We start from the raw sequence: 23,775 nt of genomic DNA, 5'->3' as shown, positions 1-23,775 counted from the left end.
CTCAGGGCAAAGCCCACAAGCCTTGTCGCCCGCCCGGTGCCACAAGCGCTAAAGCATTGTGGATCATGGCAGGGAGACGCAGGCGGGCTACCTGCCTGAGACGATGTCTGTCGCTGGCAGGCGCGCTGCGCCCCGCGACTCTGCGGAAGATCATTGCTTCATGACCGAACGCGTCGCAGCCGCATCGAATATGCCGCCGGTCAGCGCCGTCGGCAGCGAGCGCGTCGGGGCATTGCTCGTTTTCCTGTCGGCCCTGCTGTGGAGCTTCGGCGGCGCCATCGCCCGCTCGATCGAGGTGGGAGACACGTGGACGGTGGTGTTCTGGCGCTCCGTCTGGGCGGGTGTCTTCATCGTCGGCTTCATGCTTTGGCGTGATGGCGTCCGCGGCACCGCGCAATTGGTTCGTGCCATGGGCTTGCCGGGGCTGGCCGTCGCCTGCTGCCTTGCCACCGCGTCCACGAGTTTCGTGGTTGCGCTGGAATACACCACCGTGGCCAACATCCTTCTCATTCAGGCGGGCGGGCCGCTCTTTGCAGCGCTCCTCGCCTGGGTGGTGTTCCGCGAGAGGATCCGGCTCTCCACCTGGCTCGCCATTGCCGCTGTGATCATCGGCGTCGTGATCATGGTGTCGGACTCGTTCGCCGGGGACGTCTCGCCCATCGGCGACGGTCTGGCGCTGCTCATAGCCGTCGTCTTTGCGGTGGCGACGGTGATCACCCGCCGTTTCGCGCACGTCCGCATGACGCCGGCAATGTGTCTCGCCGTTGTCTTCTCCGCCGTGTTCGCTGCAAGCCGGGCGGACGGCTTTGCCGTCTCCTCACGCGACATGGCGTATCTGTTCGCATTCGGCGCAATCAATCTCGGCCTCGGCCTGGCCCTGTTTGCCACCGGCGCGCGCCTCATCCCCGCGTCGTTTGCGGCCCTTCTTGGCACCTTCGAGCCCATACTCGGGCCAATCTGGGTGTGGCTCGCTCATTCCGAGGTGCCGTCTTCCCGCACCATGATCGGCGGATCGGTCGTCTTCCTCGCGCTGCTGATCTATCTCGTACTGGAGTTTCGGCGGCAGTCGCAACCCGCCAGGCCTGGGGCGATCGGCCTATCCGCGCCCCGTTGATCTCGGTCCCGCGATTGATCCGTGTATGTCGTGGACAGTGCACGATTTTCGTGCTTGTCGGCATGCTGAATCGTAAATAGGCTTGCCCACATACCCGGCCGCAAAGGATCGCTCTGAGAGCCGGGGCGGGGCGCGCAAACAGAGGAGATTTCGATGATCCGTAGCCTGATACGGCTGTCCACCGCGACCGCCTTCGCGGCGCTTCTAACAATAGGCGCCGGCGCGCAGGAACGTGTCGTCAACGTCTACAATTGGTCGGATTACATCGATGAATCGATCATCGAGGATTTCACCAAGGAAACCGGCATCAAGGTCGTTTACGACGTCTTCGATTCCAACGAGCTTCTTGAGACCAAACTGCTGGCGGGCAGCAGCGGCTATGACGTCGTCGTCCCGACCGCCAATTTCCTGTCTCGCCAGATCGAGGCCGGCGTCTTCCAGAAGCTGGACAAGTCGAAGCTCCCGAACCTCGCCAACATGTGGGACGTGGTGAACGAACGCACTGCAAAGTACGATCCGGGCAACGAGTACTCGATCAACTACATGTGGGGCACCGTCGGCCTCGGCTACAACGTGAACAAGGTGAAGGAAGCCCTCGGCATCGACAAGATCGACAGCTGGGATGTCCTCTACAAGCCCGAGAACGCCGCGAAGCTCGCCAACTGCGGAATCTTCGTGCTGGATTCTCCGACTGACATCTTCCCAACCACCTTCAATTATCTGGGCATGGACCCGGAGGCGAAGACCGCCGAAGACTTCGCCAAGGTGGAGGAGGTTCTGCTGGCCATCCGCCCGCACATCCGCAAGTTCCACTCATCAGAGTACATCAACGCGCTCGCAAACGGCGACATCTGCCTGGCGGTTGGCTGGTCGGGCGACGTGTTCCAGGCGCGCGATCGCGCTGCCGAGGCTGACCAGGGCGTGGTGGTCGACTATGTCGTGCCAAAGGAAGGCGCCGAGATGTGGTTCGACCAGATGGCGATCCCGGCCGACGCCAAGAACGTGGCTGAGGCTCACGAGTTCCTGAACTACATCATGAAGCCCGAAGTGGCCGCCAAGGCGACGAACTTCGTCTACTTCGCCAACGGCAACAAGGCTTCGCAGCAGTTCATCGAGAAGGAGATCATGGACAATCCGGCGATCTACCCGGATGAGGCGACCCTCTCGAAATTGTTCACCGTATCGCCCTACGATCCGAAGACCCAGCGTCTAGTGACGCGAAGCTGGACGAAGATCGTCACGGGACAGTGACCCGACAAGGCCCCGGCAAATGAGCGCCGGGGCCTTGTTCTAAGGGGTAGGGACAGGGCGCATGAAATCGCTGGGCAGCATCCGCAGATCGTTCGCGCCGTGGGCCGATCCCCAGGCCCGGCCGTACATCGCCTTCGAGAACGTCACCAAGCGCTTCGGCGATTTCACGGCAGTCGACAACCTCTCGCTGTCGATCTACGAGCGGGAGTTCTTCGCCCTGCTTGGCGCATCGGGCTGCGGCAAGTCCACCTTGCTCAGGATGCTTGCGGGTTTTGAGGAGCCGACGGCGGGGCGCATTCTCCTCGACGGCCAGGATCTGCGTGGCATCCCGCCCTACCGGCGGCCGGTGAACATGATGTTCCAGTCCTATGCGCTGTTCCCGCACATGACGGTGGAGCAGAACATCGGCTTCGGCCTGAAGCAGGAGGGCATGCCGAAGGCCGACATTGCACAGCGTGTCGCCGAGATGCTGAAGCTTGTGAAGCTGACGCAGTTTGCCAAGCGCAAGCCGCACCAGCTTTCGGGCGGACAGCGCCAGCGCGTGGCCCTGGCCCGCTCGGTCGCCAAACGGCCCAAGGTGCTGCTGCTCGACGAGCCGCTCGGCGCCCTCGACAAGAAGCTGCGCGAAGAGACGCAGTTCGAGCTCATGGATCTGCAGCAGACGCTTGGCCTTACCTTCGTCGTCGTCACCCACGACCAGGAAGAGGCGATGACGATGGCCGACCGCATCGCCATCCTTGACAAGGGCGAGGTGATGCAGGTGGCGACGCCTCCGGAAATCTACGAGGCGCCGGGATCGCGCTTCGTGGCAAGCTTTGTCGGCAATATCAACCTGTTCGAGGGCAAGGTCGCCGGGACGAACGGCAGCGTCATCGAGATCTCCGTGTCCGACGGGACGAAGATCCTCTCCGAGAGCGGGCGGGATGTGCTCGCCGGCGCCGACGTCGCTTTCGCCATCCGGCCGGAGAAGATTGCGGTCTCCTCGAAAAAGCCCTCTGGAAACGTCAATGCGGTCGAAGGCGAAATCTTCGACATCGCCTATCTCGGCGACATGACGGTCTATCACGTGAAGCTGCCGAGCGGGCAGATCGTCAAGACGAGTTCGCTGAATGCCTCCCGCGTCACCGAGGATCCGCTGACCTGGAACGACCAGGCCTGGATATCCTTCAAGCCGGACGCCGGCGTCGTTCTGACCCGCTAGGAGCGACGATGGCGAGCAGCACCGCGACCCCCGCTTCGATCGCCACGCCTCTTGCGGAGCAGGGGTCAGCGCGGACGTCCGTGCTGGGCGCGGTGGTCAACCGCCTCGTGATCATCGTGCCCTATTTGTGGCTTGTGGTCTTTTTCTTCGTCCCGTTCATCATCGTCTTCAAGATCTCGCTGTCTACGACGGCGATCGCCATGCCGCCCTACACGCCGGTGTTCGGCCTCGACAACTTCTTTGAGAGCCTCGGCGAATTGACCTTCGACAACTATGTGTGGCTGACCGAGGATGCGCTCTACTTCAACGCCTATGTGTCGAGCGTCATCATCGCAGGGGTCGCGACTTTCCTGACGCTGCTGGTCGGCTATCCAATCGCCTATGGCATGGCGCGCGCGCCAGCCGCGATCCGGCCAACCCTGCTGATGCTGGTCATCCTGCCGTTCTGGACGAGTTTCCTGATCCGCGTCTACGCCTGGATAGGCATCCTCAAGCCCGAGGGCCTGCTCAACCAGCTGCTCCTTGCCACCGGCATCATCGACACGCCGCTGGTCATCCTCAACACGCATACCGCGATCTTCATCGGCATCGTCTATTCCTACCTGCCGTTCATGGTGCTGCCGCTCTATTCGTCGCTCGAGAAGATGGACTACTCGCTGATCGAGGCGGCGCAGGACCTCGGTTGCCGGCCGGGCAGCGCCTTCTGGAAGATCACCTTCCCGCTCTCGCTCCCCGGCGTGGTCGCAGGCTGCCTGCTGGTCTTCATCCCGGCAGTGGGAGAGTTCGTCATTCCGGACCTGCTCGGCGGCTCGCAGACACTGATGATCGGCAAGACGCTTTGGAACGAGTTTTTCGCCAATCGTGACTGGCCGGTGTCGTCGGCGGTGGCGGTAATCCTTCTCCTGCTTCTCGTGGTGCCGATCATGATCTTCCAGAACGCGCAGGCCCGCGCGCAGGAACAGGGACGCTAGAGGCGATGAACGCGACCTGGACCCGCTTCAACATCGTCTCGATCGTGCTGGGCTTTGCCTTCCTGTACCTGCCGATCGTTCTCCTGGTGGTCTTCTCGTTCAACGAGTCGAAGCTGGTGACCGTCTGGGGCGGCTTCTCGACCAAATGGTACTACGAGCTGTTCAACAACCAGGGTCTGATGGACGCCGCCTGGGTGACGCTGCGCGTCGCCTTCTTCTCGGCGACGGTCGCAACCGTTCTCGGCACGCTCGCCGCCCTTGCCTTGACCCGCTACACGCGCTTCCGGGGCAGGGTGCTGTTCTCCGGCATGGTGTTTGCGCCGCTGGTCATGCCGGAGGTCATCACCGGCCTGTCGCTGTTGCTGCTGTTCGTGGCGATCGGCCTAGATCGCGGCTTCCTGACCGTAACGCTCGCCCACATCACCTTCACCATGTGCTTCGTGGCGGTGGTGGTGCAGTCGCGGCTGATGACGTTCGACCGTTCCATTGAGGAGGCCGCGATGGATCTCGGCGCGCCGCCCGCAAAAACCTTCTTCCAGGTGACCCTCCCGGTCATCCTGCCGGCGATCGTGTCGGGCTGGATGCTTGCCTTCACCCTGTCGCTTGACGATCTGGTGATCGCTAGCTTCACCTCGGGGCCGGGCGCCACCACGCTGCCTATGAAGATCTACAGTCAGGTGCGCCTCGGCGTCACGCCCGAGATCAATGCCGCATGCACCATCCTCATCGCCATCGTGGCGGTTGGGGTCATCGCGGCGTCCATCGTCAACAAGCGCCGCGAAATCCAGCGGCAGCGCGACGAACAGGCCGCCCAGCGGGCGTAGCGCCACGGGAATCGAAGTACCCGCCATCAAGGATCCTGTCGTCCATCGCAGCAAGCCTTGGAGGCACGATGGTGCTTCGCAACGACGATGGATGTGAGCGGGTAGGGCAGGCTGCGGCCGGCGGGACGCTCAATCCGTCCGCGGCGGAACCGGGGTCGGAGAAATGAATGGCTCCGACCATGTGCCGCCCACGAAAAAGCGGGCGGTTTCCCTTGCATCGGGCGTCGCGCTCGTGATGCCAGTGCTGTTGCGGATGCTGCCGCGTAGCGCCAGGCCGCGACCGGCATAAGACACCACTCCAGACAGATCGATGACATTCTGCCCTGCATCGATCTGTGCGATGTTGATCCGCGCCAGGTTGTTGGTGATGGACGCCTTCAGGGCCAGCTTGTTGATGGCGAGGCTGCCCGTGGCGACCTCGCGCAGCGCAAAGAAACCGCCTTCCTGGGTCTTCGCCACGAATTTCGCGAGATCGAGATTGGGGATGGCGCCTGGCCCGAAGCTGGCCGTCACGGTGCCTGCGAGGCTTTTGGTGAAGTCATCCCAGCGACTGACGGGTCCCTTCAGCATCAACGAGAAGCTGGCCCGGCCGGTCGGAATCACGCGCGACAGGCCGGCGGTCTGTCCGAAGGCTGCGCCATCGATGTCGGTGGCGCGCAGGCTCGTCTCCACCTCGGTCCCTTGCTCGGTACGGTCGAAGCGCAGACCGGCCTGCAGCCGCCCATCGAAGGCGCTGGCGTCGGAAATGTCGAAGATGGCCAGACCGTCGCGCATCTGGGCCGTTGCCGCCACCTCTGAGAGGCTGATCGTTCCTACGGTCGCCCGCGCGGCCGACATTCTCAGGTCGAGGCTCAACCGCTCGGTGAAGGTGGTGTCGACCTCGCTGCTCCGCGCCCCGTTGCTGCCCACGGGCGCCAAGGCGGAGACGAACGAATTCAGGTCGAGTTGCTGGAAGGCCAGCGTGCCGGAAAGTGCGGGCCGCCGCTGGCCGAGCGCCAGGTCGACGACGCCGCTGCCCGAGCTGCCGTCCATGGAGAGTTCGAGATCCTCGAACTTGATCCGTTCGTTGCCGCCCTGGATGCGGCCTCGTACGGAGACGGCGTTCACCTCCGGCCGCGTGCCGATGTCGGCATGGGACCATTCGAGCAGGCGACGCAGCGAGGAGGTCGAGAACGCCGCCTGACCGCTGAAGAACGGCTTTTCCGAAAGGTTCGCGGTGCCGTCGAATGCAGCATTGCCTGGCGACCCCGCGAAGGCGACGTGTATCGGCGCCGTGCCGCCGGTAATCAGCGCCATAGGCTCCGAGGATGACAGTTCGACGATGACGGTCTCGCCGCGCCACCTGCCGCTGGCGCGCAGCAATCCGCTGCGGTCAAGCCGCGGCCAGGACGCGATGCCTTCCAGGCTCGCGACCACCTCTTCGTCATCGGGCCCGCTGACGATTCGGCCTCCCAGGAATTCGACGGTGCCGAACGGATCGCCCGGCAGCGATGACAGGTCGGGGTTCTCCGGGTTGGCGGCGGTCAGGACCTGGGCGTCTTTTACGGCGTTCGCCATGCGGCCGCCGCCCGGCAAACGCGGCAGGTAGATGCCGCTCTCGTTCCTTTCCACGCGCAGTACGGGTCGCACCAGCCTGACCTTGGCGAAATAGATGTCGCCGGTCAGCGCCGCCAGAGGCGAGAGGTTGATGATTGCCTGGTCGGCGGCCAGCACCGGGGCCGCGTCGCGTGTCCACTCGGTCAGCGTAACGTCGGTCAGCACGGCGCGCAGCGGAAACAGCCTGACGATGGGGGCGGAGCCGATCGATACGTGGTAGCCACTCCAAGCGCTCATCTCGAAGGCGATGCGTTCCTTGACGATGCGAGTGGACGCCACCAGCGGCACGATGACGTAGAGAAACAGCGCTACCGCTAGGAGGCCGAGCGTCACCGGCACGATCCAGCGGTGGCCGGACCGTAGCTTTGCAATGGTTCTGGACAGCTCGATTTGCACGCGGTCACCCCAGAGCGGTTTGAGCCCGCCAGTCAAGCCTTTTCAAGGCAAATGTGGTCGGCCGAAGGCGGCCATGCGTCAAGCGGGCGCATGTGTTCGTTGGCGCTGCCGATATCTTGTCGGTGGGTGTGATGCTGTGCATAAAGACCTGCCGCAAGGGGAGGACTTGATGTCAGGCATGCCGCTTTGGAGACCGACGCCGCAGCAGATCGCGCGGACCAATCTCGCCGATTTCATGGCCAGGGCGTCGGCCGTTTCAGGCCTTCGGATCGCCGATTATTCCGAACTGCACCGCTGGTCCATCGAAGAGCGCGCCGACTTCTGGTCCCTCGTATGGAGCTATTGCGGCATCGTCGGCGAGCGTGGCGAAAGGCAACTGGTCGATGGCGACAGGATGCCCGGCGCGCGCTTTTTCCCGGACGCGAAGCTGAATTTTGCCGAGAACCTGCTCCGCAAGGAAGGCGCCAGCGACGCCATCGTGTTCCGCGGCGAGGACAAGGCCACGGCGCGCTTCTCCTGGAATGAACTGCGCGCGCTGGTTTCGCGCCTTCAGCAGGCATTCAGGGCCGAGGGGGTGAAGCCGGGCGACCGCATTGCCGCGATGCTGCCGAACATGCCCGAAACAGTCGCCGCCATGCTGGCGGCTGCGTCGCTGGGCGCGGTCTGGTCTTCCTGCTCGCCCGACTTCGGAGAGCAAGGAGTGCTCGACCGGTTCGGGCAGATCGAGCCGACGATTTTCGTCGCCGTCGACGGCTATTGGTACAACGGCAAGCAGGTAGACGTGACCGCCAAGGTCGCCAAGATCGCCGCCAGCTTGCCGGGCGTGCGGAAGACGGTGATCGTCGACTATCTCGGCAAGGCCTCCGAAGCGGCGGCTGCCATCCCCAATGCAGCGGCGCTTTCCGATTTTGTCCGGCCCTACGCCGCGAAGCCGGTTTCCTTCGAGCGCCTGCCGTTCTCGCATCCGCTCTACATCCTGTTCTCGTCCGGCACGACAGGCATTCCGAAGTGCATCGTGCATTCGGCCGGAGGCACCTTGCTGCAGCACGTAAAGGAGCACCGGCTGCACGCCGACCTGAAGGAGGGCGACCGCCTCTTCTACTTCACGACCTGCGGCTGGATGATGTGGAACTGGCTGGTGTCGGGTCTCGCCTCGGGCGCGACGCTGCTTCTCTATGACGGCTCGCCCTTCGCGCCGGACGGCAACGTGCTGTTCGACTATGCGGATGCCGAGCAGATGACCTATTTCGGCACCTCGGCCAAATTCATCGATGCGCTACGCAAGTCCGGTCTCGAGCCGAGGAAGACGCACAGCCTGGCTTCCGTGCGAACCATTTCCTCGACCGGTTCGCCGCTGGCGCCGGAAGGCTTTCGCTTCGTCTATGACGCCATCAAGGAGGACGTTCATTTGGCGTCGATCTCGGGCGGAACCGACATCGCCGCATGCTTCGTGCTGGGGGTCCCGACGGAACCGGTCTGGGTGGGCGAGATCCAGGGGCCTGGTCTCGGTATGGCCGTTGACGTCTGGGACGATGAAGGCATGCCCGTGCGCGGCGACAAGGGCGAACTGGTCTGCATCAAGGCCTTTCCGTCGATGCCGGTCATGTTCTGGAACGATCCGGACGGCGCAAAGTACCGCTCGGCCTATTTCGAGCGTTTCGACAATGTCTGGTGCCACGGCGATTTCGCCGAATGGACCGAGCACGGCGGCATGGTCATCCACGGCCGCTCGGACGCCACGCTAAATCCTGGTGGCGTGCGCATCGGCACTGCCGAGATCTACAATCAGGTCGAGCAGCTTCCGGAGGTTGCGGAGGCGATCTGCATCGGTCAGGACTTTGACAACGACGTGCGGGTGATCCTGTTCGTGCGGCTGGCCGACGGCGTCGTGCTCGACGCCGCGCTGGAAGACACGATCAAGCGGAAGATCCGCAGCGGCGCGAGCCCGCGCCACGTGCCGGCCAAGATCATTCCTGTGAAGGACATCCCGCGCACGAAGTCGGGCAAGATCACCGAACTCGCGGTGCGCGACGTCGTCCACGGGCGCACCGTCAAGAACCAGGAGGCGCTTGCCAATCCGGAAGCGCTCGACCTGTTCCGCGACCTGCCGGAGCTTGCGAGGTAGGTGCGCGGCGTTTCGTTAACGAACGGTATCCGCGGAATTTACCGAGACTTCACAGGTGATACACATTCATAAACATCGAGGCGTCCCGTTAGGGAATTGGTAACGGATCGCCCCGATAGTCGTGCGTGAGTTCAAGGGATTCCTTGCTTGGCGAAAATGTTTCGCCCGCTTCGTTTGTCACAGCATCTCGACTTGCGGCGCCCTTCGGGGCGCCTTTTTTCTTTGCGGTCGGCGAGGGAGATGGATGTGGCGGGCAGGCGGCGCGCAACGCCCTACATCGAGGCTTCGCGGTCGCGCATCAGCGCCCCCGACAAAAGGATCACGGGAGCCATCGCCGTCAGGATGATGACCAGCGCCGCCGCGGCGCCGTCCTCCGGCGCGCCCCGCGAGGCCTGTTCGTAGACGTAGGTCGCCAATGTGCCGAAGCCGAACGGCCGGAGCAGGATGGTGGCCGAAAGCTCTTTCACCGTATCGACGAACACCAGCACAAGGGCGGTGAGGATTGCCGGTTTGAGGAGGGGCAGCAAAACGGTCGTCGCGCTTGCGGTAGGCGATTTGCCGAGGCTGCGCGCCGCTTCGTCGAGATGCGGGGGCAGCTTGTCGAGGCCGGAGCGCACCGCCCCTTCGGCGAGGGCCAGGAAACGAATGGTGCAGCCGAGGATGACCGCAGCCGCGCTGCCGGAGACGAGCAGTCCGGTAGAGACGCCGAACTCGACCCGCATGAGCGCGTCGAGGCCGTTGTCGAAGCGGGTGAGCACGAGGATCAGCCCAAGCCCCAATATACCGCCCGGCAGCGCGTAGCCGACCGAAGCCAGCCGCACCAGCGCCGTCATCCCGCCGGACCGCGCCACGCGCACGGCGTTGACCAGCACCAGGGCGAGGCTGACGGTCAGCACCGCGGTGACCGCCGATGTGGCGACCGACGTCAGGAAGGCCGCGCCGAGTTCCGGCGTGGCGAACTGTTCGATCCGCCGCGACGCATACTGACCGAAGACGAAGAGGGGGATGCCGAAGCCGAGAAGCACCGGCGACAGCGTGACGCCAAGCGCTGTCCAGCCGCGCCGGCCGTGGAGCGGGATGCGCGGATGATGCGCCTTGATCTGGGTGCCGCGACTGTTGTGGAAGCGCTGCCTCTTGCGGCTGTGCTGCTCCAGCATCAGCAGGGCGAACACCAGCACGAGGATGATCAGCGCGACCTGCGCGCCACCTTCGAGACTGCCGCGGTTGAGCCACGTCGAGTAGACCGCGAAGGTCAGCGTGCGAACACCAAGATACTCTGATGCGCCGATGTCGTTGATGGTCTCCATCAGGACGAGCGCGACGCCTGCGATGATCGCCGGTCGCGTCACCGGCAGAAGCACGCGCAGGAAGACCTTGGCGGGGCGTGCGCCGAGCGTGCGCGCCACGTCGCCGATATTGCGCCCCTGCATCAGGAGAACGACGCGGGTCGTCAGGTAGACATACGGATAGAGCACGGACGTCAGCACCAGCGCCGCGCCGCCGGTCGAGCGGACGTCCGGAAACCAGTAGTCCCGGATCGTCTCGAAACCGAAAACGGCGCGCACGAGGCTTTGCACCGGCCCGCTGTAGTGGAAGAACTCGGCGAAGGCGTAGGCCGCCAGATAGGGCGGCACGGCCAGGGGAAGGACCAGCGCCCACGACATCGTCCGCCTGAAGGGAAAGTCGAAGGCGACGACCAACCAGGCGGAAATGACGCCCGCCACCGCCGTGCCGACCGCCACCATCGCCAGCAGCCCCAGCGTCGTTGTGGTCGCGCCGGGAAGGACGTTCCGGATGAGATGCGGCCAGTCTTCGCCGGAACCGGTGAGCGCGACGGTCGCGAGCGAAATGACCGGCAGCAGCACGATCCCGGCAATGAGGATGGCGATGCAAAGCAACCAGGGATGCACGAGCCGCTGCGCCGGCGGTCGCCGGTCCGCATGCGGGTCGTCCATGCCGCCCAGACCTGCGCGTTCGGTCGTCTGCATCATTCGGTCATTTCAAACGGCAAAAGCCGGACCTGCGGCCCGGCTTCGCGCTTCTTATGTTGGATCCGATCAGCTGCTCGGGCCGTCATCGAGCCCGACGCGATCGACCATCTCGGACGCCGCCTTGCGGTTCTTGGCGATGTCGGCCAGAGACAGCGTGTCGGCCTTCAGCTCGCCGAATTCCTTGACGGTCGACGACGGCTCCAGACCCGGCTCGACCGGATATTCGTAGTTCTTCTCGGCGTAGATCTGCTGCGCCTCATGCCCGGAGAGGAATTCGATCAGCTTCACCGCATTGTCCTTGTTCGGCGCATGCTTTGCGAGCGCCGCGCCCGAAACGTTGACATGCGTGCCGCCGGTCTCGGTGAAGGTCGGGAACAGCACGTTGATCGCGTTGCCCCATTGCTTGTCCTTGGGATCCTTCTCGTTGTTGCGCATCAGGCCGACATAGTAGGTGTTGCCGATCGCGATGTCGCACTCGCCGGCCGCGATCGCGCCCGCCTGTGGACGGTCGCCGCCGTCAGGCTTCTTGGCGAGGTTGGCCTTCAGGCCCTTCATCCACTCCTCGGTCTTCTCCGGACCCCAATGATCAATGGCCGCCGAGAACAGCGCCAGATTGTAGTCGTGCTGGCCGGAGCGCATGCAGATCTTGCCCTTCCACTTCGGGTCGGCCAGCTCCGCATAGGTGATCTCCGTCTGGGTCACGCGGTCCTTGGAGGCGTAGATAACACGGGCGCGCTTGGTCAGGCCGAACCAGTGGCCTTCCGGATCGCGATACTCCGCGGAAATGTTCTTGTTGACGACGTCGTCGACGAGCGGCTGCGTGATGCCCTTTTCCTTGGCGGCAGTCAGGCGGCTGATGTCGACGGTCATGATCACGTCGGCCGGCGAATTCTCGCCTTCCGAGGCGATCCGCTCCTCCAGGCCCTTGTCGAGGAACAGAACCTGCGTTGCAATTCCGGTTTCCTTGGTGAAGGCGTCGAGAACCGGCTTGATCAGTTCCGGCTGCCGATAGGTGTAGACGTTGACCGTGCCCTCGGCGAGGGCGGCAGTGGATGCGACCCCGGCGGCGGCGAATGCCGCGAGCTGCGCAAGCCTGTTGAGTCTCATTATTCCCTCCTTGGCGGTGGAGCCGTAAACCTTCCGTTTCTTATCAAGAAACGAGAGGCTTATGATCGCAAGCGGCGCGAGGGTCAAGTGAAACCTCAATGAATTCAAATGTTTAGAATAATTCTAAACTGGAGTTTCATCCCAGCTTTTCAATGAGTTACTCTAGTTTCTGAGAAAACGCCCGAACGAGCGCTCCACGTTTGTGGCCGCTCACTCCGCCAGCACGCGGGTGGAGGGGAAGGCGACCTCGACCAGCGTGCCTTCGCCGGGCGTCGAGAAGATGGAGAACTTCGCGCGGTTCGCCTCGACCATGGCTTTGGTCAGCGGCAGGCCGAGGCCGGTGCCATCGCCCCGTGCACGCTTCAGCGCATTGACCTGCTTGAAAGGTTTCAGCGCCTGCTCGATCTCGGCCTGGGTCATGCCGACACCGGTGTCGCGCACACGCATGACGACCTCGCCGTTGGGCTCGTGCGCCGTCGACACGATCACCTGGCCGCCGGCCTGCGTATAGCGGACGGCATTGGAGAGGATGTTCAGTGCGATCTGGCGCACGCTTCTGAGGTCGGCGACGACCTCAGGCAGCTTTGAGGCGAAGCTCGAGCGGATGATGACCCGCTCGCGGTTAGCCTGTGGCTGCATCAATGCCACCGTTTCCGCCAGCGCATCGTTCAAGGCCACGGCCTCGTAATCCATCTCCTGCTGCCCGGCCTCGATCTTGGAAATGTCGAGCAGGTCATTGACCAGATCCAGCACATGGTTGCCGGACCGGTTGATGTCGCGGAGATAGTCGCGATAGCGGTCATTGGCGACCGGTCCGAACTTTTCATCGAGCATCAGCTCCGAGAAACCGATGATCGCGTTGAGCGGCGTGCGGATCTCGTGGCTCACCCGCGCCAGGAAATCGGATTTTTGGGACGATGTCCGCTCGGCCTGCGCCCGCGCCTGCACCAGGTCCTCTTCCGCGCGCTTCCATTGGGTGATGTCACGCAACACCGCGCAGTAGCCGGTGTTGCCGGGCAAGCGGCCGATCGTCATGAACAGCGGGATGAAGCGTCCCTGCGCTTCGCGCCCGATCACCTCGCGCCCGTCGTTCAGCACGCTGGCGACGCCGTGGCCGGCGAGCCCTGCAAGATAGTCTCCCGCCGCGCGCTGGCTCTCGATGGCGAAGAGCGAGGCGAAGGGTTTGCCTGCGACCTGGTCGCTGTCGTAACCGAACAGAGCTTCAGCCGGTCGACTGATGGAGCGCACGTTGCCGTCATTGTCGATAAGGACCACGCCGTCGGTCGCCGTGTCGAGGATCGTGCGCAGCTCCGCGACGCGCGCCTGCAGTTCCTCATCCTCGACGGTCGCCACCGCCGGGTCCACGCTCGCTGCTGCGGGCGGACGGATGAGCGTCAGCAGCAACGCCTTGCCGCCCAGCCATGGCACCGATTGGAGATAGGCGCAGACGGGAATTTCGCTGCCGTCCCGCGTCGTGAGCATGACGCGGTTGTCGCCCTCGTTGCGGCCTTCGACCGGTCCGGAGAGGAGCGCGTCCAGCCCGCCCGCGGCCGCAAGCTCGTCGATCGAACCGTAGCCGGTCAACGAAAGGAGTGCTTCGTTGGCGTAGTGCAGCGTATCGCCTGAATGAATGAGCACCGGGATCGGCAACTGCGCCAGGATGGAGGTGTCGGCGCGCCGTCCGCCCGTTCGGCGCTCCGCAAAGGCGGACGGCATGAAGCCTTCGTCCTTGATGGCAATGCGGGCGACGCCTGGCGTTTGGGGTGCGGCCGCCTCGGCTTGCCGGGGCGTTTCGCCGTCGCCGGATGTGGCGGCGGTGACATCGCTCGCTGCGGGAAGCGATGCCTCCTCATCCGCGCCGGGCTCGGCCGCCGACGCGAAGTCGAGCAGCGAGCGGGAGACCCGCGCGGCCGGCGTCGCGGCTTCTTCTGCGGGACGCGTCTCCGCGACCTCGTCCTTGGCGCCGGCTGGAGCTCGATCAGCTTCGGACGGCCGTTCATCCGCCCGGGGCGAGGGCGCGGCGGGCTCCGCAACTTCGGGTTCGGTTTCGGGGCGGTCTGCCGGGGAGGGGACCGGGTTCCTGTCAGGCTGCGTTTCCAGAGACCGTTCGGCTGCTTCCGGGGCGTCGTCCCTGGAACCGCCCGTCGAGGCAGGTGGGGTCGCGTCGGACTTCGCCGCCTGCGCCGCGGCTTGGCTGGAGCGCTTCAACTGTTCGCCGATCTCACGGAACGCACTGCGTTCCAGCGGGGTCAGGCCCTTGTCGTTTGCCGGGGTGCGGTGCTCGGCAAGGCTGATCACCTTGTCGGTGAAGCGGCGCCCGGGCTTGGCTCCGATCTCCAGCGCCGGCGTCTCGCCCCGGAAGGAATCTTCTGCGTGGACCTCCGGCTGCTCCGGATCGAACTGGGGCGATGGCGCGGAGTGCCGGCCTTCCGTCGCCGGCTCATCGGACGTCGCGGCCTGAACTGGCTCCGTCGAGCCCGGCTCGCTCGCGTCGTGGCCTGTGTCCGCGGATTTGGAGAGGGGCGTGGCGGCTTCCTGCGATTCCTGGACCGCTTCGCCCATTCTGGCGACGCCGAACCCACGAAAACCCTCGAATTGGCGGTCGCGGTCGTATGCGGGCAAGGCGGCCAGGTCCACCGGCGCCCTCAGGGCAGTTCCTGCTATCGGCCAGAGCACCGAACGGCCGGACCATGTATCCCGTCGCTCGAGAAGCCCTGCGATCTCGCCCTTTGGATCAAGCGCGAGACGCCTCGCAATATCGGCGAAGCTCCGTCCGATCAGATCGCCTGTGTCTGCGCCGACGGCGGCGACGAATTCGGGAGAGATCGAACTGAACCGCCCTTCGGAATCGGTCCTCCAGACGAAGCGCAAGGGCGCCGCGTGAGGGTTCGGTTCGAAAGCGGCCTTGCCGGCGGCAGATTCGCCGGCCTGCGTATCGGCGACGGGCGACGCGCCGGCGGCGTCGTTCTCGGCGCTGAAATACCAACTGTCGTGGTGCGATGCGGCGGGCGCAGGGGCCGTCCGATCCAACTGCGATGGGGGCGGAGCGGCAGGCGTGACCGGCGGTTCAGGGGCGGCTGCGGTTGCCTCCGTTTCGCCGTCGCCGGTCTCTGACGGGCGCGAACCGGTGGCGACCGGCGTGGGCTCAGCCTGCGTGGATCGTGCGCCGGGGGCGTGGTCGCCGGGTGCTGCGGCAACCTCCGACGACGCGCCTGCGGGAGCGCCGGCGGCGGGTTCGGTCGCGATTGTCGTCATCGCCTGCGAATCGTCGACCACGCCGGCCGGGGTCGAATCGAGGTCGTCGGCCTCGGTCTGGCGATCGTCGACGGTAATCAGCAGATATCGCGCCGGGTCTTCGGACAAGCGCGCGAAGCCGACCGGCATGGCGCGCCCGTCGATGCGGACGAGGCGCTTCAGCAGGCGGTCCCTCTCGGTCGCCACGTCCGCGATCAGCTTGTCGAGCACGACCCGTCCGATGCCGAGCTTCTCAAAGCCGCGCGTGACGGCGAGCCGCTGGCCGTTTGCGCCGAGCAGCGCAAGATAGTTGCTGGGGTCCTCGAAACCCTCGATGGCGTGCGCCGCGATCTCGGTGTCGGCGTGTGACGCCGCGCCGTCGAACGGCACCAGCAGCATGATCGCGGCCTCGCCGCCCGGCAATGCGATGCGGCTCGCCCGGAACGCCGTGATCTGGCTGATCATGCCGGCGGCGAGACGCACGCTGACGGGACGGTCCTTGCCGATCTCGGGATAGGCCGGGAGGGATTCGATCTGACGCCTGGCCTGCCGGCTGAGACCGGACTCCGCCCCGATCGCAGTCTCGATGCCCGAGAAACCGAGAAGCGAAGCGCCTGGCCCGTTGCACCATATGACCTGCGTGAGATCGAGCGTAAGGATCACCGTCGCATCGCCAGATGCGAAATGGCGACGTACGTCGTCAAGCGCGGCGATGTCGATGAATGAGTGCGTTTCCGCAGCCAAAAGCGATCCCCTGAGCCGGTTGCGTTTCCGGACTTTAACGCATTGTTAATAAAAGCAACGGGCGCAGACGTCCACAAATCTGCGCATATGGCAGCCTCGAAGTGACCGCTTGGTTAATCTCGCGCGCTCGCGGTAGTGTGCGTTGCACAATAAATGTTGCATTGCACAAATTCCTCTGCTAGGTTTGTCGGGGATGCAACGAGAAGGCTTCCGAGAGCCTTCCGACCAGCAACAGGATAGGAAAATGTCCAAGACCAGCAAGATCGCAGACGTTTCTGAAACCATCGAATTCCCGACCTTCGACGCTTCGAAGGCAACCGATCAGTTCCGTGTCATCGCCGAGAAGGGCGTGGAGCAGTCGAAGGAAGTCTACGCCAAGGTGAAGGCCGGCGCGGAGGACACCCACAAGGCGCTTGAGAGCACCTTCGAGAACGCGAGATCGGCGGGCAATGATTTGTCGCTCAAGGCGATCGCTGCGCTGCGCACCAATGCCGAGGCGAGCTTCTCGCATCTGGAGGCGCTGGTCGCCGCCCGTTCCCTTTCCGAGGTCATCGAACTGCAGACGGCGTTTTTCCGCAAGCGCTTCGAGTTGTCCGTCGAACAGGCGAGGGACATGCAGGGCGTCGTCTCCAAGGCGGCCGAAGAGGTCGCCAAGCCGATCAAGGATGTCTTCGAGAGGAGCGTCCGGGAACTGAAAGTCGCCTGACGCATTCTAGGCAACACGATATCCGACAAGCGGGATCCTCCTCCCTCCGCTTGGCGGCCAAGCGGCCAGCACCTCCTCCCGCTGGTCATTGAAAGGAAAGGCCGGGATCTCCTCCCCCCGGCCTTTTCCTTTTTTGGTCGCCTGGCGACTGGGCTGCGGCGCGCCTTCGATCGGATTTCTGGGGAACACCGAAAGACTTGCGGTGCGGCAAAATGTTTGCCTTGAAATGTGCCGCGATTGCCCGTATGCACCCGACACCGAACGGCTTGCGGTTGTAGCTCAGCTGGTTAGAGCGCCGGATTGTGGATCCGGAGGTCGCTGGTTCGATCCCAGCCAACCGTACCATCTTCTTTTTTCCTGAATTTCCGTATCATCTGTGCGTCGCTTGCCGTCAGCCTCCGGCCGGCAGGGCGCGTGCCGGCACCCTGAATCGCAGTGAGACGCTCCGGCTGCGGGCTTGATCGCCCCCGGGCGTCGTCAAGCTTGCTCGGAGCCGCTTTGACACGGAGATCGGAGGCAACGTCCCTCCCGTCGAGCCAGGAGGGGCTGTTCGTCGACGCGCGAGCCTCAACTTACCTCCAGGTCCGGATCGGCCCTTATCGCCCAGCGTGCAGACATTGGTGCACATGATCGTTCTTGACGATGCCGATCTTTGACGGCCGAGCCGAGAAGACAGGTTGGCCGCGAATCACGCAATGCCCAGTCGTTTCAGCATGGGCAACTGCTCCTGCTGATACGCGGCAAATCGCCTGGCAAGCTCGGCTTGATGCTCGCCCCGCTCGACGACCGGCTTGCCGTCCACGATGAATTGTTCGCCCCGCCGCGCGAGAGCCTTGTCGGCAAACTCCTTGGGGTCGACATTCTTGCGTTCGGCGAGCAGGAACAGCTGCGCCATCCGGTCGACAGCCACACCGCCGCCCGTGACCGGGGAGGCCAGGAAACGCAGTTCGGCGAAATCGGGCGCGCGCTGCAGGATGGCGTCGTTGAGCGCTCGTGCCGAGGCGTGGCGATCGCTGAGGTCCGCCGCGGCGAGGCAGGGATGCGCCTGGCCGGAGGCGGTGAGGATGTAGAGGCATTGCAGCACCTCCGCCGGCTTGAGCTGCCCGCCGCGGGGATCGGCGACGATTTCGGCTGCACTCCTGGGCGCCTCGGCAATCATCTCGGCCACCGGCTTGTAGACGGCGGGGCTGGCGTCTGCATCGCCACGCGCGCCCTTGATCTTAAGGCTCAGCGCCGACAGCGGCACGGTGAGGGCGAAGCGCAGGTTGCGCAGCATCCCTTCCAGCCGGTCCTGTTGCAGGGCCACGCGGCCCTTCACGAAGACGTCGCGGCGAAACTGCTGGTTGACCATGTAGTCGCGGGTAGACTCGCGCAGCACGGGGTCCTGGATTTCGGCCAGCAACTTCTGCTGGGCTGTCGTGATGTTGATCTGATCCAGCGTGTCCAGCAGGTGAGCTGAGCCTGCAAAGGTCAGCTTGGCGTCGCGCATCTCCTCCTCGACATCGGAGAAATACATCATCTTCCAGACGTCGTTCATGTATTCGTGGGCGACATAGTTGTGGTTTTGCTTGCGCAGGTTCTCCAACCGTTCCTTGATGCCGGGCGTCGCCTTGAAATAGCGAGCGCCGCTTTCCTCGACCTTGCCGACGAAGTCGAGCGCCGGGCCGACACGGCCGGCTGTCGGGCCGCCGCTGCTCTTGCCATGGAGATAGAGCAGGTGCCGCATGGGGGCGGCGGCTGCCCAGCCCGGCAGGCAGTTGTAGGAGACGTAGACGATGCCACCGGGTTTCAGGCGTCGGCGGATGATGTCGCGGATATTGGCGCGGTACTCGTCGCGCACCCAGCTGTAGATGCCGTGCAGCGCAATAATGTCGAAGTCCGGCAGGTCCTTGCGCCCGGCGAACTCGGCAAAACTGTCCTCGTAGAAATGCATGTTGCCCAGCCGGGCCGACGCGGCCAGGTCGCGCGCGAAGGCAATCTGGCCGGGATTGAAGTCGGTGGCATGGAATTCGATGTGCGGGTTCGCCGCGGCGAGGATGTTGGCTGACATGCCCTGTCCGCAGCCGAGCTCGCAATAGGCGAGTTTTGCGTCAGGCGAAGGCGCTGCGATCTGCCGCCACATCAGCGCCAGTGACAGGATGCCGGGCGTGAGCTCGCGATAGAAGCCGTAGGTATAGTCGAGATCGGTAACGTAGCCCCCAGACCAATCGGCCATTCGCATCCCCTCGCTGAACTTCGCAACCTTGCAAGAGCGTCCGCGCCACCGCAAGCGCCCGATCGATGCACTTCTAAAAAAAGCGGGGCCCGAAGGCCCCGCTCGCAGTTGAGTGACCGAATCCGATCAGATGAAATCGCCGATCGCGATTTCTGCAGCCGTGTTGATGCCAACCAGGACAGCAACCGCGTCAGCAGAGTCGATAGTCCCGTTCGAGTTCAGGTCCATATAGACCCAGGCATTGCCGGAGCCTGCAGCATTCCACTCGACGTAGACGTCATTAGCGTTGTTGGCGACGTCGGCCTTCGCCAAGAAATCGGCGAAGTCGATCGTGGCCGCCCCATCGACGATCGGAGCGACACCCCAGCCCGTTTGCGTGTCGATCTTGTCAACGCCGGTCGTGAAGTCGGTGATGACGTCTGCCGCCGCAAGCGTGAACGCCGAGGAGGCATCGAGCAACACGAAGGTGTCCGCCCCCGCGCCGCCGGTCATGTTGTCTGCTCCCGCGCCACCGGTGATGATGTCGTTTCCGTCGCCACCGTTGATGAGGTCGTCGCCGCCACCGCCGTTGATGACGTCGTTGCCCGCGCCGCCGCCGATGAGGTCCACGCCCGCGCCGCCGGTGATGGTGTCGTTTCCGCCGCCGCCAATCACGACGAGCGACAGGTGGGCATTGGTCACCTGCGAGGCGTCAAGGTTCAGGACGGTGTGCGCGCCGGCCAGCAGCGGGTTGTCGAAGGCCGCCACATAGAGCACCTCGCTGCCGTTGGTCGCGGACGCGTCCTGCGTGCTGTTGACCAGGCGATCGACGGTCGCATTGTCGAGTTCGAGAACGGCAGTCTGCGTCGCAGCCTGGTCGTTGGTGAACTCGATGGTGCCGACGTTCGACACGCCAGCCAGGTCGCCGATGGTCACGACGGCCGAGTTGCGGACTTCCAGAACGTCCTGGTTGCCCAGGTTGCTCAGGTCCAGAAGCGCGCCGCCGTCGATCAGCGCGAGGCCGTTGACGTTGGCGTCGGCCATGATGAAGCGGTCAGCCGTCTGGCCGCCGAACTCTTCGCCGTCATAGCTGAAGTTCGACTGCGCATTGAGGCCGCGTGCATCGATGGTCACGCCCTCGTTGGCGGAGCCCGAGCCGTCGTTGTCCGGATCGTTGTCGTTGACGATCTGGATCAGACGGCCGCCGGTGACCGCCACGCCGTTGTTGGCGATCAGGTCGTTGGTCAGCGTCAGGTTGTAGCTGTTCCGACCGTAGGCGTCGTTGGCGCCGAATGCGGTGGCCTGATTGGTGCCGCCAACGCCCTGGCCGACCAGATGGATGGTCTCGATGTTGGAGACGTTGGTCCATTCCGACGCGCTGACGTTGATCAGCTTGCCGTGGCCGTCGAGGTAGAGCGTGTCGTCGCCCGCGCCGCCATCCACCGTGTCGCTGATCGACAGACCGGCGGTGGTGTTGTTGAGGGCGTCGAAGATGATGTGGTCGTCGCCCGAGCCGCCGAGGATGATCTGCCCGCCATTGGCGACTGCCGCATTGTTCGACACGCGCACGCTCAGGTCGCCCGTATAGGCCGAGGCATCGACCTTCTCGCCGCTGAAGCGCTGGGCGAAGACGAAGTTGCCGAGATCCCGGATGCCCGCGCTGTCCGCATCGCCTCCGTTCCGGTCGCGATCCATCACGCCGATCACCGCGTCCAGGTCGAGGAAGTTGCCGGCCTGGTTCTCGCCGAGCACCGTGATCGTGCCCTTGACGTCGGCGATCGTGCCGATCCTGACGCTGTTGGACTCCGAGTCGTTGTCGGTGAGGGTGATGTTCTCGACCTTCGCCGCGTTGAGCGTGAAGTTGAAGCGCGGATCGATGTTGATGCCACGGTCTTCGTCGTCAGCCTGGTCGACGATGGTCACGCCGACGAGATCGGACGCCGTGTCGGTGGCCAGGTTGGCGACGATCGTCGTGTCGATCAGGCCGTTGCTGCCGGTGGTGCTGTGCTGGATGACTAGATCAGCCGCAACCTCGGCGGACAGCTTGTCGAGGACGAAGTCGACGGCGCCGTTTTGCACGAACGAGCCCACGCTCGACTCGTTGCGCATGGTCACGCTCTCGAGGTCGGTGAACAGCGAGGTGTCGACCGTGACGGTGTGGAGGCCGAAGCCGCCATTGCCGCGGATGTCGAGGTTCTCGACCGCGGTGACCGAGCCCTTGGTGACGCTGTTGAACACCTGGACGGTGTCGTTGCCGTCGCCGCCGTCGATCTTGTCGTTGGCGCTGTCCATGCCGCTCAGCAGACGGATGGTGTCGTCATGCTTGGTGCCGGTGAACGAGAAGTCGATCTCGGTGCCCGAGGTGCCGTCCTGGTTGGCAATGACTTCGTCGCCGAGATTGATCTCGATGGCGGCGTCCAGGCCGGAAGCGTCGATGGTCGTCAGCGAGCCGGCGGCGTTGTCGAAGGCGTTGTCGTGCAGGAACGCCTCGACCTGGCCGCTGCCGCGAATGATATTGAACTTCTCGCCCAGCGTCAGCCCGGCATCGCCGGTGATGGTCAGGGTCTCGAGATCCTGGAACTCCATCTCGTCGACTTGGTTGCCATCGCCGGTCGAGACCATGTTGATGGTCTCGATGCCCTGCGAGCCGTCGTTGCTTTCGACGCGCAGGTCATCGAGGGACACGCTGTCGAGGGTGAGGGTGATCTCGTCCGCATCGCCGCTGACGGCCTTGTTGACGAAGAGGAAAGAGACGTCGCTGCCCTCGTCGTTGGAGTTGGAGATCTTGAGCGACACACCTGCTGCCGACTGGATGTTGTAGGCATCGAAATCATTGCCGTCGACGCCGTTGACGTTGAGGTTCTTCAGGCCGGTGGTGTCCTGCAGATCCAGGTAGCCATCACCATCGAGACGCACGTTGACGTTGATCTCGTTGATGTTGTTGAGCGTCGCGTTGATGTCGTTGTCGCCGGTGTCGGCGTCGTTGACGAAGGTGAAGTTGAGCACGTTGTGGGCGCCCGTGCCGGTCAGCACGTCGTCGTCGTTCAGCGTGTTCATCTGGTCGGTGCCGCCCGGCGTGAAGGCGCGGGGCGCGTTGAACACCTCACCCGACAGCGTGTCGGCGTTGACGGTCAGCGTCTTGCCGGGAGCCGGGTCGTCGTTGTCGTACTTGGTGCCGTCGGCGATCTCGATCGGGGTGAAAGTATCGCTGGTCTCCGGCAGGTTGGCCGAGCCGTCGTTGATGGCGGCCTTCAGGTCGTTGATGGCATCGCCGACGCCCTGGTCGTTGGCGACCAGCATCTTGAGCAGCGAGGCCAGCGCCACGACGGCAGCGCCGTCTTCGCCGGCGACGCCGCGCTCGGCAGCCACGCCCGTGAAGAACGCCTGGGCTTCCGCACGGGTAAAGAAGGCAAGGCCTTCCGCCGTCTGGTGCTCGGCCGGCACATAGGCCTCGTAGATGGCGACCAGCTTGTCCTGCAGGGTGGCGGCGCCGGCGGTGATGGCGTCGAACTTCGCCTCTGCGGCGGGGTTGCCCTGGAACAGCGCGTTGACGCTATTGATGAAGATGTTTTCCGTGTTGAACACGATGTTCGGGTTGTTGGACCCGTAATTCGTTTCGATCGCGTTGTTGATCAGGAACATGAAGCCGTCGACGCTGGGAACGCCGCCCAGCAGGACTTCGTAAGCGGCTGCGATGCCGGCAAAGGCATCGGGATTGCCATCAATGAGGGCATCCAATTCGGCCAGAGTTGCCATGAGTTCTCCTCGAGAAGGTTACAGCCGGACCGTGCAAGACCTGATCCGCTGCATGCCGTATAGACTCAACCGAAAGTAACTGTCAATTCCACTGTACAACGGTTTGGATGGTGCGACTCGGATCGACCAGGGGTTGATAACGCCGCGGCGCGGGCGTGCATCCTGGGCATCAACATTCAAAAGCTGGAGCATCCGATTCGCGTTTTGCGCGCGCCCGATCCAGTGTCGCATATCAACCACCGATTGCTGGGGGCACGCCGCGCCGGCGTCTCAGGGCTGGTGGCGGCATTTTTCGCCGCGGCGAGGAGGGCGGACGACAAGTGCCGCCCGCAGCCCGGCTCCCAACAGGCGAGTTTCGCGTCGGGCGACGGCGCCGCGAGGTGCCGCCATCGCATCGCCGCTGACAGGAGGCCTGGCGATCGCTCGCGCCAGAAGCCGTAGTGCAATCGTGGCCGGTTGCCGAGTCGCCGGGCCACTCTCGTGCGGCGTGCCCGATCCTTGAACTTCAAGGCTAGGCGCACAAAAAAACGGGGGCCCGAAGACCCCCGTTCTCACATTTGAAGTC

The 23,775-nt window shown here is 64.2% G+C and carries 13 protein-coding genes and 1 tRNA gene; 8 read left to right on the top strand and 6 right to left on the bottom strand.

The genetic code is table 11. From position 1 onward, the window contains the following. Nucleotides 1–160 precede the first annotated feature (160 nt). The 5 genes from PD284_RS20880 (at nucleotide 161) to PD284_RS20860 (ending at nucleotide 5,361) form a co-directional block, all read left to right on the top strand. Nucleotides 161–1,114 (top strand): DMT family transporter, encoded by a 954-nt coding sequence (locus PD284_RS20880; protein WP_274630047.1) that lies wholly within the window; start codon nucleotides 161–163, stop codon nucleotides 1,112–1,114. Nucleotides 1,115–1,267: 153 nt separating this feature from the next. Beyond that, nucleotides 1,268–2,365: a polyamine ABC transporter substrate-binding protein gene (locus PD284_RS20875; RefSeq protein WP_274630046.1), complete on the top strand. Its 1,098-nt coding sequence runs from the start codon at nucleotides 1,268–1,270 to the stop codon at nucleotides 2,363–2,365. 61 nt (nucleotides 2,366–2,426) lie between these two features. Beyond that, the gene (locus tag PD284_RS20870) at nucleotides 2,427–3,566 is read left to right on the top strand and encodes an ABC transporter ATP-binding protein (RefSeq protein WP_274630045.1); all 1,140 of its coding nucleotides are present in this window, start codon (nucleotides 2,427–2,429) and stop codon (nucleotides 3,564–3,566) included. An 8-nt stretch (nucleotides 3,567–3,574) separates the two neighbouring features. Continuing rightward, complete coding sequence (locus PD284_RS20865) at nucleotides 3,575–4,537, top strand: ABC transporter permease subunit (RefSeq protein WP_274630044.1); 963 nt, start codon at nucleotides 3,575–3,577, stop codon at nucleotides 4,535–4,537. Between the two features lie 5 nt (nucleotides 4,538–4,542). Next, nucleotides 4,543–5,361 carry an ABC transporter permease gene (locus tag PD284_RS20860; protein WP_274630043.1) on the top strand — a complete coding sequence of 273 codons (819 nt, stop codon included), beginning with the start codon at nucleotides 4,543–4,545 and terminating at the stop codon, nucleotides 5,359–5,361. Nucleotides 5,362–5,490: 129 nt separating this feature from the next. Here the strand turns inward: PD284_RS20860 and PD284_RS20855 are convergent, their stop codons facing one another. Beyond that, complete coding sequence (locus PD284_RS20855) at nucleotides 5,491–7,353, bottom strand: AsmA family protein (RefSeq protein WP_274630042.1); 1,863 nt, start codon at nucleotides 7,351–7,353, stop codon at nucleotides 5,491–5,493. A 169-nt stretch (nucleotides 7,354–7,522) separates the two neighbouring features. Here PD284_RS20855 and PD284_RS20850 point away from each other — a divergent pair, with 169 nt between their 5' ends. Then, nucleotides 7,523–9,478 carry an acetoacetate--CoA ligase gene (locus tag PD284_RS20850; RefSeq protein WP_411956239.1) on the top strand — a complete coding sequence of 652 codons (1,956 nt, stop codon included), beginning with the start codon at nucleotides 7,523–7,525 and terminating at the stop codon, nucleotides 9,476–9,478. A 272-nt stretch (nucleotides 9,479–9,750) separates the two neighbouring features. On the opposite strand, the gene PD284_RS20845 is transcribed toward PD284_RS20850, so the two are convergent. The 3 genes from PD284_RS20845 to PD284_RS20835 form a co-directional block, all read right to left on the bottom strand. Next, nucleotides 9,751–11,433 carry an ABC transporter permease gene (locus PD284_RS20845; RefSeq protein WP_411956283.1) on the bottom strand — a complete coding sequence of 561 codons (1,683 nt, stop codon included), beginning with the start codon at nucleotides 11,431–11,433 and terminating at the stop codon, nucleotides 9,751–9,753. 102 nt (nucleotides 11,434–11,535) lie between these two features. Continuing rightward, nucleotides 11,536–12,576, bottom strand: coding sequence for a Fe(3+) ABC transporter substrate-binding protein (locus tag PD284_RS20840; protein ID WP_274630040.1), 1,041 nt, complete (start codon nucleotides 12,574–12,576; stop codon nucleotides 11,536–11,538). A 210-nt stretch (nucleotides 12,577–12,786) separates the two neighbouring features. After that, a complete protein-coding gene (locus tag PD284_RS20835; protein ID WP_274630039.1) occupies nucleotides 12,787–16,554 on the bottom strand; it encodes a histidine kinase dimerization/phospho-acceptor domain-containing protein in 3,768 nt (1,255 codons plus the stop codon). 244 nt (nucleotides 16,555–16,798) lie between these two features. On the opposite strand from PD284_RS20835, the gene PD284_RS20830 reads away from it, so the two are divergent. Beyond that, nucleotides 16,799–17,260, top strand: coding sequence for a phasin (locus PD284_RS20830; protein WP_274630038.1), 462 nt, complete (start codon nucleotides 16,799–16,801; stop codon nucleotides 17,258–17,260). A 268-nt stretch (nucleotides 17,261–17,528) separates the two neighbouring features. Beyond that, a tRNA-His gene (locus PD284_RS20825) sits at nucleotides 17,529–17,605 on the top strand. 343 nt (nucleotides 17,606–17,948) lie between these two features. Here PD284_RS20825 and PD284_RS20820 read toward each other — a convergent pair. Together PD284_RS20820 and PD284_RS20815 are read right to left on the bottom strand one after the other, a co-directional pair. Further along, nucleotides 17,949–19,475 carry a class I SAM-dependent methyltransferase gene (locus tag PD284_RS20820; RefSeq protein ID WP_274630037.1) on the bottom strand — a complete coding sequence of 509 codons (1,527 nt, stop codon included), beginning with the start codon at nucleotides 19,473–19,475 and terminating at the stop codon, nucleotides 17,949–17,951. 126 nt (nucleotides 19,476–19,601) lie between these two features. Next, nucleotides 19,602–23,210: a calcium-binding protein gene (locus tag PD284_RS20815; RefSeq protein WP_274630036.1), complete on the bottom strand. Its 3,609-nt coding sequence runs from the start codon at nucleotides 23,208–23,210 to the stop codon at nucleotides 19,602–19,604. Between the last annotated feature and the right edge of the window lie 565 nt (nucleotides 23,211–23,775).

The organism is Mesorhizobium shangrilense (genome assembly GCF_028826155.1).
Taxonomy (GTDB): Bacteria; Pseudomonadota; Alphaproteobacteria; order Rhizobiales; family Rhizobiaceae; genus Arvimicrobium; species Arvimicrobium flavum.
This window is presented reverse-complemented; position numbering and strand designations above follow the sequence as displayed.

What these genes read in the sequence shown, in the direction of transcription:
- PD284_RS20880 (WP_274630047.1), top strand. Translation starts at nt 161, where the DNA reads ATGACCGAACGCGTCGCAGCCGCATCGAATATGCCGCCGGTCAGCGCC.
- PD284_RS20875 (WP_274630046.1), top strand. Translation starts at nt 1,268, where the DNA reads ATGATCCGTAGCCTGATACGGCTGTCCACCGCGACCGCCTTCGCGGCG.
- PD284_RS20870 (WP_274630045.1), top strand. Translation starts at nt 2,427, where the DNA reads ATGAAATCGCTGGGCAGCATCCGCAGATCGTTCGCGCCGTGGGCCGAT.
- PD284_RS20865 (WP_274630044.1), top strand. Translation starts at nt 3,575, where the DNA reads ATGGCGAGCAGCACCGCGACCCCCGCTTCGATCGCCACGCCTCTTGCG.
- PD284_RS20860 (WP_274630043.1), top strand. Translation starts at nt 4,543, where the DNA reads ATGAACGCGACCTGGACCCGCTTCAACATCGTCTCGATCGTGCTGGGC.
- PD284_RS20850 (WP_411956239.1), top strand. Translation starts at nt 7,523, where the DNA reads ATGTCAGGCATGCCGCTTTGGAGACCGACGCCGCAGCAGATCGCGCGG.
- PD284_RS20845 (WP_411956283.1), bottom strand. Translation starts at nt 11,433, where the DNA reads ATGGACGACCCGCATGCGGACCGGCGACCGCCGGCGCAGCGGCTCGTG.
- PD284_RS20840 (WP_274630040.1), bottom strand. Translation starts at nt 12,576, where the DNA reads ATGAGACTCAACAGGCTTGCGCAGCTCGCGGCATTCGCCGCCGCCGGG.
- PD284_RS20830 (WP_274630038.1), top strand. Translation starts at nt 16,799, where the DNA reads ATGTCCAAGACCAGCAAGATCGCAGACGTTTCTGAAACCATCGAATTC.
- PD284_RS20820 (WP_274630037.1), bottom strand. Translation starts at nt 19,475, where the DNA reads ATGGCCGATTGGTCTGGGGGCTACGTTACCGATCTCGACTATACCTAC.
- PD284_RS20815 (WP_274630036.1), bottom strand. Translation starts at nt 23,210, where the DNA reads ATGGCAACTCTGGCCGAATTGGATGCCCTCATTGATGGCAATCCCGAT.